The organism is Sphingobacterium sp. UBA7249 (assembly GCF_002472835.1).
Lineage (GTDB): Bacteria > Bacteroidota > Bacteroidia > Sphingobacteriales > Sphingobacteriaceae > Sphingobacterium > Sphingobacterium prati.
This window is the reverse complement of record NZ_DKST01000008.1, coordinates 1-12,748: the sequence shown is the minus strand read 5'-3', so window position 1 is coordinate 12,748 and position 12,748 is coordinate 1. Positions and strand designations below refer to the sequence as shown.

The 12,748-nt window shown below is 38.6% G+C and carries 15 protein-coding genes and 1 tRNA gene; 4 read left to right on the top strand and 12 right to left on the bottom strand.

Annotated elements, in window-relative coordinates:
- Positions 1 to 27 precede the first annotated feature (27 nt).
- A tRNA-Leu gene (locus tag B4A24_RS05955) sits at positions 28 to 107 on the top strand.
- A gap of 191 nt (positions 108 to 298) precedes the next feature.
- Here the strand turns inward: B4A24_RS05955 and B4A24_RS05950 are convergent.
- From B4A24_RS05950 to B4A24_RS05905, 10 genes are all read right to left on the bottom strand, one after another.
- Complete coding sequence (locus B4A24_RS05950) at positions 299 to 718, bottom strand: c-type cytochrome (protein ID WP_293943549.1); 420 nt, start codon at positions 716 to 718, stop codon at positions 299 to 301.
- A gap of 90 nt (positions 719 to 808) precedes the next feature.
- A complete protein-coding gene (locus B4A24_RS05945; protein ID WP_293943547.1) occupies positions 809 to 1,201 on the bottom strand; it encodes a hypothetical protein in 393 nt (130 codons plus the stop codon).
- Between the two features lie 42 nt (positions 1,202 to 1,243).
- Positions 1,244 to 1,900, bottom strand: coding sequence for a DUF1345 domain-containing protein (locus tag B4A24_RS05940; RefSeq protein ID WP_293943545.1), 657 nt, complete (start codon positions 1,898 to 1,900; stop codon positions 1,244 to 1,246).
- Between the two features lie 9 nt (positions 1,901 to 1,909).
- The gene (locus B4A24_RS05935) at positions 1,910 to 2,719 is read right to left on the bottom strand and encodes a hypothetical protein (RefSeq protein ID WP_293943543.1); all 810 of its coding nucleotides are present in this window, start codon (positions 2,717 to 2,719) and stop codon (positions 1,910 to 1,912) included.
- 60 nt (positions 2,720 to 2,779) lie between these two features.
- A complete protein-coding gene (locus B4A24_RS05930; protein ID WP_293943541.1) occupies positions 2,780 to 3,769 on the bottom strand; it encodes an LLM class flavin-dependent oxidoreductase in 990 nt (329 codons plus the stop codon).
- Positions 3,770 to 3,815: 46 nt separating this feature from the next.
- Positions 3,816 to 5,003 carry a class I SAM-dependent methyltransferase gene (locus B4A24_RS05925; protein ID WP_293943539.1) on the bottom strand — a complete coding sequence of 396 codons (1,188 nt, stop codon included), beginning with the start codon at positions 5,001 to 5,003 and terminating at the stop codon, positions 3,816 to 3,818.
- Entirely contained in the window at positions 5,004 to 6,266 is a 1,263-nt protein-coding gene (locus tag B4A24_RS05920; RefSeq protein WP_172394098.1) for an aspartate kinase, read from the bottom strand.
- A gap of 25 nt (positions 6,267 to 6,291) precedes the next feature.
- A complete protein-coding gene (locus B4A24_RS05915) occupies positions 6,292 to 6,963 on the bottom strand; it encodes a DUF3298 and DUF4163 domain-containing protein (RefSeq protein WP_293943534.1) in 672 nt (223 codons plus the stop codon).
- A gap of 144 nt (positions 6,964 to 7,107) precedes the next feature.
- Positions 7,108 to 7,560, bottom strand: a complete 453-nt coding sequence (locus B4A24_RS05910; protein WP_172394100.1) for a GNAT family N-acetyltransferase — start codon at positions 7,558 to 7,560, stop codon at positions 7,108 to 7,110.
- A complete protein-coding gene (locus B4A24_RS05905) occupies positions 7,553 to 8,245 on the bottom strand; it encodes a YggS family pyridoxal phosphate-dependent enzyme (protein WP_293943532.1) in 693 nt (230 codons plus the stop codon). Before B4A24_RS05905 ends, B4A24_RS05910 begins: the two co-directional genes overlap by 8 nt.
- A gap of 72 nt (positions 8,246 to 8,317) precedes the next feature.
- Between B4A24_RS05905 and B4A24_RS05900 the strand changes: the two genes are divergently transcribed.
- From B4A24_RS05900 to B4A24_RS05890, 3 genes are all read left to right on the top strand, one after another.
- Positions 8,318 to 9,076: a DUF4296 domain-containing protein gene (locus B4A24_RS05900; protein ID WP_293943530.1), complete on the top strand. Its 759-nt coding sequence runs from the start codon at positions 8,318 to 8,320 to the stop codon at positions 9,074 to 9,076.
- 20 nt (positions 9,077 to 9,096) lie between these two features.
- Entirely contained in the window at positions 9,097 to 11,469 is a 2,373-nt protein-coding gene (locus B4A24_RS05895) for an endonuclease MutS2 (protein ID WP_293943528.1), read from the top strand.
- 64 nt (positions 11,470 to 11,533) lie between these two features.
- Positions 11,534 to 12,190, top strand: a complete 657-nt coding sequence (locus B4A24_RS05890) for an MgtC/SapB family protein (RefSeq protein WP_293943526.1) — start codon at positions 11,534 to 11,536, stop codon at positions 12,188 to 12,190.
- Between the two features lie 30 nt (positions 12,191 to 12,220).
- Here the strand turns inward: B4A24_RS05890 and B4A24_RS05885 are convergent, their stop codons facing one another.
- Both B4A24_RS05885 and B4A24_RS05880 read right to left on the bottom strand, forming a co-directional pair.
- Complete coding sequence (locus tag B4A24_RS05885; protein WP_293943524.1) at positions 12,221 to 12,559, bottom strand: hypothetical protein; 339 nt, start codon at positions 12,557 to 12,559, stop codon at positions 12,221 to 12,223.
- An 8-nt stretch (positions 12,560 to 12,567) separates the two neighbouring features.
- A partial coding sequence (locus B4A24_RS05880) for a hypothetical protein (protein WP_293943522.1) occupies positions 12,568 to 12,748 on the bottom strand: 181 nt, incomplete at its 5' end.

The window sequence follows — 12,748 nt, the reverse complement described above, 5'->3', positions numbered from 1 at the left end:
TACTTTTGCATCATCCCAAACGGATATGCCCGGATGGCGGAATTGGTAGACGCGCTGGTCTCAAACACCAGTGGGAAACCGTGCCGGTTCGACTCCGGCTCCGGGTACAACAAAAAAAGGCTTTTCAAATTGAAAAGCCTTTTTTTGTTTGTCACAGGGCAAGCAAGGGACCATACCGAAAGTTTGTGGATCAGTTTCAAAACCTGTGGACTAAGCGAAACAACAACAAATAAGTAAAGAATAGGCAATAAAAAACACCATAAGAAATCTTATGGTGTTACATGAATATATAGTTTGATTAGTTTTTCGCTATTACCATTTCTGGCTCTTCTTTGCCGCCATGACAAGTTTTACAGGAAATTGCTTTGGCCGGTGAGCTATCCCAACTACGATTAAAATATTTTTTGTTAATCTTTTGTGTCATCTTGATCATTGCCCGGCCAATTTCCTTTTTGTGGTTTTCATCACTCGCAAAATCCAACTTTTTAGGATCCTCTTTTGATGGCGTATGACAAAATCCACACTTTACACCCAACGCGACATTAAACTCTTTCATTGTCGCGATCAGTTCGTCATGTGAGATATTTTTCGGTAAGACTTTTAAATTTGTAGGTTTGGGTTCTTCCTGAGGTTTTTCCTGCTGGAAGTTAAATCCACTCAAGGCGATGACTATGGCAAATACAGAAGCAATTGCTCCAATTTTTTTGATGTGTTTCATTTCTCTTTTCCTTATGCTTGACTAAATATAGCGATAAGGAAATACTTTCACAACGAAAAATGAAGTTATTATGACAATTTAGATTGATTATTATTTACGAATAGCATCAATTACATTCCAAGTTTGGCCGTCCAATTGGTAATTAATAGTCAAAAGCTTACCCCTAATTTTCACATCTTTCAGTTTTATGGTATCGTTTGAAATCCAGGTAGTATCATTAAACTTTTCGAAACGAACCCCTGTAATATTTGGCACTCCGGTAAAGAACTCAATTTTAAACGATTGGCTGCCTCCTTCAGGTAGAATGCGGATCAATCTATTGGATCGATCAACAGACAAGGAGTTGTCCTGAAATTGAACCCTGCCAATAAAACTTCCAGAAATTCCGGCAGATCCATCAGCATCAGGTGTTTCATTCTTTTTACATGATACAACTGTAATAAGGCATAAAAAAAACACGATTAAGGGCTTAAACAACTTCATGTGATTAAATTTTGACTAAAATACGGTTTTTAGATTAAAATCTCAATTGATAAGACCGGAAATGATATTGATAGTCAATGCTACCACAAATGTATTCAGCGCAAAGGACAGCAGACCATGGAGCAACGCAATCCTTCTGATTTTTTTTGAAGAGATATCAACATCAGATACCTGAAATGTACAACCCATGACAAATGAAAAATAGGCAAAGTCCATATAATCCGGTTTATCATCGCCCGGAAATTCCAGGCCACTTCCATTAGAATCATTTTCATAATATAAACGCGCATAATGGAATGTATATATAGTATGAACCAAGCACCATGAAGCCAGCATAGCAAGCATACAGATAATAATAATAAATGAATTATCAAGCAGTTTATCCTTAGTTGATATAATGATCATCAATACCGAAATAAAGCAACTAATCGTAACTAATATTATAAATAAGGATACAAAAAGCCGGCTACCATCTTCCTGTTGTGCTTTCTTAGCGATTGTGGATACCGGCATGGTATAAAACGTATACCAGGAGACCAATATATAAGAAATACAAAAGCCAAACCAACACAAAAGCAGGCTTAACAATGTCAAGGATTTAATCGGAGAGAAGAGATATACAAGGGTAAAAACGCAAATTGCAATCAAAGCCCGATGAATGGACTTCATTTGATGCAGCACTAAATTTATTTTTTCCATGATCTTAAATTAACAATCAAATTGTTCATTCGCCTCGAAAATCAACGGTTTTCCGCCATTAGAAAGAAACAAAAGCAGCGCTTCTTCCTCATAGTTACTTGGATTGGAAAAGATAAAATCCAATTGCCCATCACGATCTATATCCCCAACAAACTGGGTGGACATAAACACATGTTCATATTGATCCTTTTGAAATAATGTCATTTCATGAGCTCCACCAAAAGTGGCATTAAGCTTGTATTTGGATACTTCGTGAAATATTTTTTCATGCCCTTTTTCGTCGGTCTGTACTTCGGTCGATTTAATATCACCAAATCCTTTCAGGATAATATGCTGTTTTCCGAAATTATATTCTACAGATTCTTTGGGCCATATCTCCGAATGGTTTATCTGCATGCTTTCTAAAGGTCCTGTCTTCAATCCTTTTATATGTAGAAACAAAAGCGAATTTCTTTTGGACTCGACACTTTTTGAAGGGACCTGAGCACATTCATCATACCCATCCTTTATTTCATATTCCACTTTGTCCAGGTAATACTTTCCCTCGCGCTCATAGAGATCAAACCAATCCTTATTCAATACAGCAGTGGGATCCTCTTTTTCCCAGATGCGATAACTACGCACCAAAAAAATCTGTCCTTTTGAGCTATCGGCTGATGCGGAAATTAACAAGTCCGTACTGTCTTTTGACAATAGAGCTGAACTATCTTTCGTGGCAACTGAATCTATCGGGGTATCCTCTTTATTCGTCGTGGGACTATGACAAGCTTGGATGAGTAATAGCCCAACCAATAAGGTAAAAGCAGAATAACAGTTCATATATTGTGAATTTTTATTTAAATATATAAAAATTCACAATATATAAGTCTCTAAGACACCTTAGGCGAGTGCTTCCTTAAGCAAGGAAAATGATTGCAGGCATTTTTCATCGTCAAAAATATAGGAAGTAGCCATAATTTCATCGACTTTATGATCTTTGACAAATTTTTCTATTTCTGGGGCGATCTTGTTTTTATCCCCCACAAAAGCATAGGAGGCCATGCTTTGTACGGCTTGTTCAATGGCTGGAATCCCTTTATAAATTACTTCCTCAGTCGGTGGAGATAAGGGTCTCCTTGTATTCGTTACAATACCAGCAAATAAATTATAGAAGCTAGTAGACAAAAACTCGGCTTCTTCGGTGCTGTCTGCAGCGATAACATTGACACAGGAAATAAAATAAGGTTTATCCAATACCTCCGACGGTACAAAATTCTGATGATAGATCATACTCGCTGAGGCAAATTGAGCCGGAGCAAAGTGTGTCGCAAAGGCGTAGGGAAGTCCTAAACTGGCTGCTAAATAAGCGCTATCCGTACTAGATCCCAGAATATAAAGAGGGATTTCCAATCCTTCACCGGGAAATGCACGCACTTTTGCATCATAATTATCGATACTGAAATAACGTTGAAGATCTTTGACCTCCTGCGGGAACTGAAATGCAGTATTTAGGTTATTTCTTCGCAAGGCCATTGCAGTCAATTGATCAGTACCCGGTGCCCGACCTAAACCAAGATCAATTCGCCCCGGAAATAGCGTTTCCAATGTACCAAATTGTTCCGCGATCACTAGGGGAGCGTGATTAGGCAACATGATACCGCCCGAACCCACTCTGATCCGGTCAGTATTCGAAGCAATATGTTGTATAAGTAGCGAGGTTGCCGAACTGGCAATATATTCCATATTATGGTGTTCGGCAACCCAGATTCTTTTAAAATCTAGTTTTTCGATATGTCGGGCAACCTTTACACTGCGAGCGATAGCACTGGCTGCATTTTCTCCCTTTTTGACAGGAGCTAAATCTAATGCTGATAATACGATTTTATCCATGCATTAAAATTACGGAGAAGAAACAGGACAATTGTAATCAAATTGTCTATTCTAGAATTCGCTGCGTATGTATGACAATAAGCTGATCATTCAGCACTGTTGTGAAGAAGATGAAGGTGTCACCCGCATCTTTGATCTTAAACTTCTTTTTGATCTCCTCTGTTTTTAGCGGAAAATTTTTAGCGATAATATCAGCTATCAGCGGACTTTTCTTTTTCTTAAATTCTGTAAAAGATTCCACCTTCTTAATTATAAATACTTTCCCGGGAAAATCAGGGATTTTCTGATCGGAGGTATACAAATGAGTGCTTTTGTGTAGTTTTTTCAACCCAAAACGACTAGCAATTGTTTTAAACGCCCCAGCTTTGGTCAGGGCCACATCGGGTTCAAAGAGATAGGATAGGGGGACACCATAATCCACAAGGGTTGCACGTTCTTCTGCATAGGTGAAAGAGACTACCTGCTGTTGCTCTCTGAACAGTCGGACAGCATGAATGACTGGTTCGCCTTCGTAGCCTTTCTTCTGAATAAAAATAAGCTCTTTACAATCATTTTGCAAGGACACCACATATACATCCTTTACATGAACTAGCATACTCAATGCCGAAGAAATATCCAATAATGGCGCGAGCTTACTGATAATAACATCAGATCGTTCAAAAAAATCGTTTTGCAGCGCAACCAAATTGGGTTCACATTCATCCAATAAAAATACTTTTTTATTTTGAACCCTGCGCGAAGGATCCAGATAGATATAATCAAAATGCTCCTCCGAACGGCTAAGTATGTAATCTACACCATTCGCCGCAACAACGTTGATATTTGTTGCGGACAATATTTTTGCATTATACGAAGAAATTTGCGCAAGATCAGGATTGAGCTCACATGAAGTCACTTGCTTTGCCCGCGTTGAAAAGTAAAAGCTGTCAACACCAAAACCACTGGTTGCATCAATTAAATTTGTACCTTCCTGAATAAGCGAACTTTTAAATAATGCCGTTTTTTCAGAAGAACACTGTTCTAGGTTTAATTTAGCAGGAAAATAGACACCTGGAGTCGCTGCCCATAAGGGGATTTTAATCCAAGTACGTTGCTTACCATCGAGCTGTGTCGCGAGTTCAGAAGACGATATTCCTTCAAAAGGAGATTTCTTTAAAGCCATTTTAGCAGGAGACTCATTCAGGTGTTTTTCCAAAAACAGCTGCACCTCCTTTTGAAGAATCAATCTATTCATTTATATTTTCTTAACGAGAAGCTGGCAAGTATATCTATCCTTTAATTCACTGATCACCTCCTTATCAACCAAAACACGATCGATCGTTTCCTGATTATAATAACGGATAGTTATCAATTCAAGACCAGACTCGTATGTCACTTTAAATCGTTGCTCAAGATCATTAATTAAATCGACCAAGTTCTTTCCAGTATCATCCACTGAGACGGTGAAATTGATCGCCGTATTGTGCATCATATTGATTTTTATACGATGTTCATGGAACAGGTTGAAGATATCCCTGAGGTTATCCTCCACGATAAAAGAAAAATCGCGTGGCGAGATGGAAATAAAAATCTGATTTACTTTAAATATAAATGAGGGAACTGGTAATGTCTGATTTGTACTTCGAATTATCGTTCCGGGAGACGTTGGATCAACAAAAGAACGCACATTTAAGGCAATTTTCTTATTCTGCAACGGTTTGATTGTCTTCGGATGAATGACAGTCGCACCATAATAGGTAAGTTCGATCGCATCCGTATAAGACAGTTCGGGAATCAATTCGGTTTTTTCAAACCATTTGGGATCAGCATTTAGAACCCCCGGAACATCTTTCCAGATTGTTACATTTTCAGCATTTAAACATGACGCAAATATAGCTGCTGAATAATCGGAACCTTCACGACCTAAAGTTGTTGTGAAATTCTCCGATGTGGACCCCAAAAAGCCCTGCGTAATGACAATATATTCGTCCAATATGGATGGAAGTTCAGCACGGATTTTCTCTTCTGTTTTGCTCCAGTCTACGGCAGCTTCGCGGTAGGTATTATCGGTCAATATATAATCACGCGCATCTACCCACTTTACTTTCTCCCCAATAAAGGCAACATAGGCCGCGACAATTTTCGTCGAGATCAATTCGCCCATGGACACAATCTGGTCAAATAGGTAATCGTAGGAGTCTTGCGGATCCTCTTCCAAAATCCATTCGATCTCGACGAAACAGTTGGCAATTTCATCGAATATAGGATGTTCACCTCCAGGAAATAGGTCCTGAAGAATTTGAAAATGAAATGCTTTGGCTTCTTCAAGGGTTTGAAACTGCAAGCCCGTATTATTATAATATTCTCTGGTCAATTTCTCCAGAAGGTTTGTTGTCTTACCCATGGCAGAGATAACGACCAACAAAGCTTCACCTTTGTATTTCGAAATAATCTTTGCTGAATTTCTGACACTTTCTGCATCCTTTACCGATGCACCTCCAAATTTAAAAACCTGCATTTAATTTTTTGAGTTTAGTTGATTGCTAATTGATACTATTGATATAATGTAATCCTTTTTCTGACATTAGATCTTTAAAAGTTGAATAGGGAATACGCAGCTCCGTACCGCCTTCTGCGTAAGATTTAATTTCGTAGATGTTATAATAAAATAATAGTTCGTTTTTTTCAAATGTAAAATTATCTGCAAGCGAAAACTTACCACCTTCAAAAAAATATTTTCCATTTAAGGAATCATCCTTATGCAGCCTCTCTTGCTTACGAAAACACTGTTCTGCGATTGTGATAAATTTATCTTTATCTTCTTTACGAATAATATCGTCAATTGTAATGGGACTATTAGACTGCCTATCAAAGTTTGAATATAAGGTTACATGGTCGCCATGAGCTCCGCCAGTATATTCCTCCTGTTTTGTTCGTATCGCCAGATAAACGGGTGTATTTGCAACTACATCAACCTGAAGATCTCGATTCCAGGTTGCAGTAGATTTACCATTGTTATCATCCACATATTCATTGTAAGCATTGATAAAACGATGGGCGGCTTCTTCCATGCTGGTATCCCCTTCGAGATGAACAGTAGATGAAACAAGATCATTGATTTTGGCTTCATCGAACACCGGATAGCTAGCCCGGAAATAAGTAGTATCCAATTGATCTTCTCCTTTTAGAAAATAATTACTATGCTCATTAACCATTTTTTTGTGATAGGAGAGTGTATCCCTAGTCTGAGCTAGGGAAGGTGATACACTTTTGTTTTGACACGAAGACAAAAAACAGCCTATAGATAATATTTTAAAAAAAAGATAAAACCGCATTGAATTGATTGTTTCCCCTCTAATTTAATAAGTGATTGACACATTAATCCACTCCGAATCAAAATCAGCTTTATACCGCTCGTAGAATTTTATGGCAGATTCGTTCCAGTCCAAAACTTGCCATACCATGCCATGGTAACCACATTCTTTACCATAGGCAAGCGTCCTGTCAAAAAGTTGCTTACCCATTCCCAGTCCGCGCATTTTCTCGGTAACGATTAAATCTTCCAGGTAAAGTCTTCTTCCTTTCCATGTGGAGTATCTGACGTAATATAATGAAATTCCAACAATTTCTTCGCCAACTTCCGCCACAAATGCACCCCAAATAGGATTATGTCCAAATCCCGCTTCTTCAAACTCCGCAAGGGAAACCGTTACTTCGTCCGGTGCTTTCTCATAGATCGCCAATTCTTTGATTAGCTCAAGCATTTGTGGGCAATCGGACTTAATTGCTGCACGTATAATTGGTTTAGTCATTGTTTTTATAATGTTTTATTACTCTTTTACCAAAGATTGTACTTCCGATACGAACCATAGTTGATCCCTCTTCAATCGCCAATTTATAGTCCGATGACATTCCCATGGAAAGTATGTTAAAATAATCATCTTTCCGGTAGAAGCTAGCTTTAACACCATCAAATAACATCTTTAATTCATAAAACTCCGCTTTGATCACCTTTTCATTGTCTGTATTGGATGCAATTCCCATTAGGCCACAAATTCGGATATTCTTTAATGCTAGAAACTCCTCATCCCGGAGTAGCTCGATCAATTCCGCATGATCCAAACCGAATTTGGTATCTTCATCAGCGATATAAATTTGCAATAAACAATCAATGGTCCGATTAGCTTTTAACGCATGTTTATTAATTTCCTTTAACAGCTTTAAGGAATCTACAGAAGCAATCAGGCTAACAAATGAGGCAATATATTTCACCTTATTTGTTTGTAGATGTCCGATCATATGCCACTGAATATCTTTGGGTAAAAGCTCTGCTTTCTCAATTAATTCTTGAACATGATTTTCACCAAAAATACGTTGTCCAGCCTCATAGGCTTCCATGATTTCTGAATTGGACTTTGTCTTTGAAACTGCTACAAGCTTAACGCCTTTAGCCTCAGTTTCCAATCTTAAAGCTTCTAAATTACTCGCAATACTCATTTCCGATATAGTTTGATGATGTAAAAAGTGCCAAATGTCGGTGCTTTTTGTAAATTTGTACAAAACTACGAAATGCTACGATTAATACTGAATCTACTTGCTGTGATTTTTTTATTGGGTTCCTGTGTCAGACCAGAAGAGAAGGATATTATCTCACAAAGCAAATTTGTAAATGCTTTGACAGAAATCCAATTGACAGATTCATATCTCAATATTTTGCCTATTGATAGTGCACGCAAAGTGATGCTGCCTTTGTATCAGGTGACTTTTGATAAATACGGACTGGATTCCGTTTCTTTTAAAAAGAACCTAGACTATTACGGTAAAGATGCGGAGGTCATGTCGGCGATCTACAAGAAAGTGGAGGATAATCTTACCAAGGAGAATAAGTTCTATACGGATATCGAACGAAAAAAACAGGATTCAATCCGTACAAGAGATTCTATCGTCAATGCACGAATCCAGGATAGTACCAATCGTGTCATGCGACAACAACAACAGTCTCAAGAACGTATCAACGCATTGATTCATTACAAACCAACTAAAGACAAATTCAGTTTTAAAGAAGCATCTTCATTGTTTAACAAAACTTTCCAGCTAAAAACTGGTATCAATTTGGACAGCTACCTGATGAATCAGTTTTCTACAGCTGGTACAAATGCGCCTGCTGGAATAAAGCCACCTGTTTCAACGGGCAACGCTGTGTCCCCAACAACGACACCTGGTAGTGCGGCAAAGGACACTGCAGTGGCGCCAAAACAAGTGGAGCAAAGGCTTGAAAAACCTATTCTTACTCCACCACAGGCATTAAAGCCTGCATCAAAACTTTAACCATCAAAGAATATATTTTTATGGTATATCCATTAAATGCGATAGATAAACTCGGCTTTTCCGAGATAAAAGATAAGATAAAACAAAAATGCCTGAGCGAATCAGGTCGTGAGCTTGTTGAGAAAATTCAGCCACAAACTCGCTTTGATCAGATAGATCGTTTTTTAAGGCAGACGAGTGAATTTAAAGATCTTCTTGTCAACGATGGGGCATTTCCAGTCGAGAATTTTTTCCCCTTAAAATCCATTATCGAAAAGGCGAGGGTGGAAGGTGCCTTTTTGCTTGAAGAAGAGTTTTTCCGCGTTCTGTTGTCCTTGAAGACTGTTTACGCCATCATTCGCTATTTTAATGAAAGGGAAGGTCTCTATCCGAATTTGGAATTGCTATTTGAGCATTTACCGATAGAAAAAGGGATCATCCGTGATATTGAAATGGTCATCGACGAGCGAGGAAAACTCAAAAATAATGCTTCTCGTCTATTACTTGAGATCACTCAACAAATACAACGGGCAGAACAAGATGCGCTCAAGCGCATAAATAGTATCTTCAAAAATGCGCAGGACAGCGGGTGGACAGCGGATGGCAATTTGACTGTACGCGATGGACGTCTATGTATTCCCATCTTGGCTGAAAATAAAAGAAAGCTCAAAGGACTGATTCACGATGAATCGGCAACAGGACAAACAGCTTATATTGAACCAGAAGAAGTATTCCAGCTCAATAATAAAATTAGGGATCTTGAATTTGAGCGCAGGAGGGAGGTTATCCGAATCCTTGTGGAACTCACAAATAAGGTACGCCCGCATCTCCCATTATTGCTGTCTTATCATGGCTTATTGACCAAGGTCGATTTTGTTCGGGCCAAAGCATTGTTTGCCTTGGATATTGAGGCCGAGATGCCGGAACTGTCCAAAGAAGCTGAGATCAATCTCATCAATGCGCGCCACCCTTTACTCATACTTAACGAACACCACAAAGGTACTGTCGTTCCATTGAATATACAGATCGACCAGTCGCAACGTGTAATTGTTGTCTCTGGACCAAATGCCGGTGGTAAGTCAGTCTGTATGAAGACGGTAGGTTTACTACAGATCATGGTACAATCGGGTTTATTGATCCCAGCTGAGCCAACGACGAAAGTAGGCGTATTCAAGCAGATATTTGCCGACATCGGTGATGACCAATCTATTGAGAGCGACCTAAGTACCTATAGTGCACACCTATCCAAAATGAAGTATTTTACTGAATTTGCCAGTGGACGCACGCTGGTGCTTATTGATGAATTTGGCACGGGAACAGACCCTTTATTCGGTGGACCGATCGCCGAAGCCGTATTGGAATCCTTGAATAAAAAACAGATTAGAGGTGTGGTTACCACCCACTACTCAAACTTAAAGGTGTTTGCGAGCAATACGACGGGTCTGGAGAACGCTTCTATGTTATTCGATAACCGCGAGATGCGCCCAATGTATATTCTCCAGATCGGTAAACCCGGTAGTTCCTATGCCTTCGAAATTGCACAGAAAATAGGATTGGGAAAAGATATTCTGGAGGCTGCCAAAGGGAAAATCGGTGTACAACAAAAAAAGGTAGATACCTTGTTGATCGACCTCGAACGGGAAAAAAAAGAGGTGTTTGATACGAAAGTTGCCATCAATAAAAGGGAAAAAGAACTTGAATCACTTAAATCTGAGTACCTGGAATTACAAAGTTATCTTGAGGAAAATAAACGGATTATACTGAAAAAAGCCAAAGAGGAGGCTCAGGAAATCATCAAGAACTCCAATAAATTAATTGAAAATACGGTTGCACAGATCAAGTCGGCGAAAGCTGATAAGGAGAAAACCCGTGAACTGCGCAGCAATCTGGACCAAGCTTTGAAAGCCGTTTTGCCAAAAGAGCAAGTGACTAAACAAGTCATCAAAGAGAAAATAACGGAATCCTCCGAACTGACCGTAGGTGACTGGGTACAGATTATTGACAATGGAGCGGAAGCACAAGTTGTTGAAATAGCAAAAAACAATTTGATTCTTGCAATGGGAGAATTGCGCACAGTTCAGAAACGAAAAAATGTCATTAAGCTCGAAGGACGGGAAAATAAGAAATCCGCTAAAAGTTTATCTAAATCATTGTCAGCTGGAACTGTTGCGGATTTTAATCCTGAAATTGACGTCAGAGGAATGCGTACCGAAGATGCACTGAATGAATTGGAGAAAGTACTGGATAGAGCGGTCATGGTAGGCTATCCATCCTTAAAAATTATCCACGGCAAGGGAGATGGTATTTTACGGAAATTCATTCGTGATTACTTACGTAAATATAGTCATGTCAGCCGATTTGAAGACGAGCATCAAGATCGTGGTGGAGACGGAATAACTTACGCTTATTTATAACAAGAATAAGGAACTCCATTTTTTCCAATTGGAGTTCCTCCGATATCGTTAAACAGAATTTAAGATGGAAAGCATTATTGATTTTTTGAGTAGTAAGCCTTTGCTAAATGCCATAACTTCAATTTTTTGCGGCAGTTTAATAGGTTTTGAACGTGAATACAGAAATAAATCAGCTGGATTCCGTACGGTGGTGCTGATCTGTTTTGGCTCTGCCATGTTTACGATTGTATCCTGTCTATTTATTGGCGATAGTACAGATCGTGTCGCAGCCAATATCGTTACCGGTATTGGTTTTATTGGAGCAGGAGTAATATTTAAGGGTAAATTGTCTGTAAGTGGTCTGACTACCGCTGCCGTTATATGGGCAACAGCTGGTATAGGTATGTTTGCTGGGTTAGGGGAATTAGTTTATGCTATTTCTTTTGCGATTTTTATGGTTATGATCCTTGCGCTTTTCCAACGCATTGAAATTTTCTTGGCACGCTATTATCTTATCCGTTCGCTACATATCAAATTTAGCTCAAATGAATTTTACCATTTGCATGAGTTTGAGCAATTAGCATTAGATTACAAAATTAAAACCACGCGTCGTGTAATTGAGAAAATCAATGGAAAATTGGAAGTAATGTACGATATATCTGGAAAAATAGCTGATTTAGACCGCTTTAATCAACAACTTGCTAGCACGCTTGTAATTGATGAGTTCTATTATAACAAATAAAACCCATCAATTTTACTGGATAAATAGCTTTTAGACTACTTGATCTTTACCACCAAAAGTGATCATTACCATCCCCACAATAATAACAAACATACCAACAACCTGCTGCCAGCTTATTGGACTTTTAAAATAAAGTGCCATTGCCAACTGAACTGTCAGAAAAGTTCCGCCTGAACATAATGCGATCACAATAGGTTGAGAGACATTTTTAAATAGTTGGATAAGAAACCAACTTGCCGAAAGCAAAATAACATTTCCAACAATTAAGGCTACCCATTTATACTTCGGGTGAATCCCCCCCAGTTTAAATAGGATAGAGGAAACAATCTGGCAAACCCAAAAAGCTGCAAAATAAAAATAGTTTAACATAATTATCGCTATTCGTATCTACTGTATGCACTGTTAAATGATTGACGCATTAACGCGAACTGATCAGTCACGCTTTTGAGAAATTCCTCGTCAAGCAATTCAAAAACACCATCTACGCCACCTATGATGTCAATTTCTGCAATTTTATAGGATTGCTCCAGATTTCCTTGTTCAAATTTGATGATGAAT

Coding starts and splice junctions, on each gene's coding strand:
- B4A24_RS05950 (WP_293943549.1), bottom strand. CDS start 718: ATGAAACACATCAAAAAAATTGGAGCAATTGCTTCTGTATTTGCCATA.
- B4A24_RS05945 (WP_293943547.1), bottom strand. CDS start 1,201: ATGAAGTTGTTTAAGCCCTTAATCGTGTTTTTTTTATGCCTTATTACA.
- B4A24_RS05940 (WP_293943545.1), bottom strand. CDS start 1,900: ATGGAAAAAATAAATTTAGTGCTGCATCAAATGAAGTCCATTCATCGG.
- B4A24_RS05935 (WP_293943543.1), bottom strand. CDS start 2,719: ATGAACTGTTATTCTGCTTTTACCTTATTGGTTGGGCTATTACTCATC.
- B4A24_RS05930 (WP_293943541.1), bottom strand. CDS start 3,769: ATGGATAAAATCGTATTATCAGCATTAGATTTAGCTCCTGTCAAAAAG.
- B4A24_RS05925 (WP_293943539.1), bottom strand. CDS start 5,003: ATGAATAGATTGATTCTTCAAAAGGAGGTGCAGCTGTTTTTGGAAAAA.
- B4A24_RS05920 (WP_172394098.1), bottom strand. CDS start 6,266: ATGCAGGTTTTTAAATTTGGAGGTGCATCGGTAAAGGATGCAGAAAGT.
- B4A24_RS05915 (WP_293943534.1), bottom strand. CDS start 6,963: ATGGTTAATGAGCATAGTAATTATTTTCTAAAAGGAGAAGATCAATTG.
- B4A24_RS05910 (WP_172394100.1), bottom strand. CDS start 7,560: ATGACTAAACCAATTATACGTGCAGCAATTAAGTCCGATTGCCCACAA.
- B4A24_RS05905 (WP_293943532.1), bottom strand. CDS start 8,245: ATGAGTATTGCGAGTAATTTAGAAGCTTTAAGATTGGAAACTGAGGCT.
- B4A24_RS05900 (WP_293943530.1), top strand. CDS start 8,318: ATGCTACGATTAATACTGAATCTACTTGCTGTGATTTTTTTATTGGGT.
- B4A24_RS05895 (WP_293943528.1), top strand. CDS start 9,097: ATGGTATATCCATTAAATGCGATAGATAAACTCGGCTTTTCCGAGATA.
- B4A24_RS05890 (WP_293943526.1), top strand. CDS start 11,534: ATGGAAAGCATTATTGATTTTTTGAGTAGTAAGCCTTTGCTAAATGCC.
- B4A24_RS05885 (WP_293943524.1), bottom strand. CDS start 12,559: ATGTTAAACTATTTTTATTTTGCAGCTTTTTGGGTTTGCCAGATTGTT.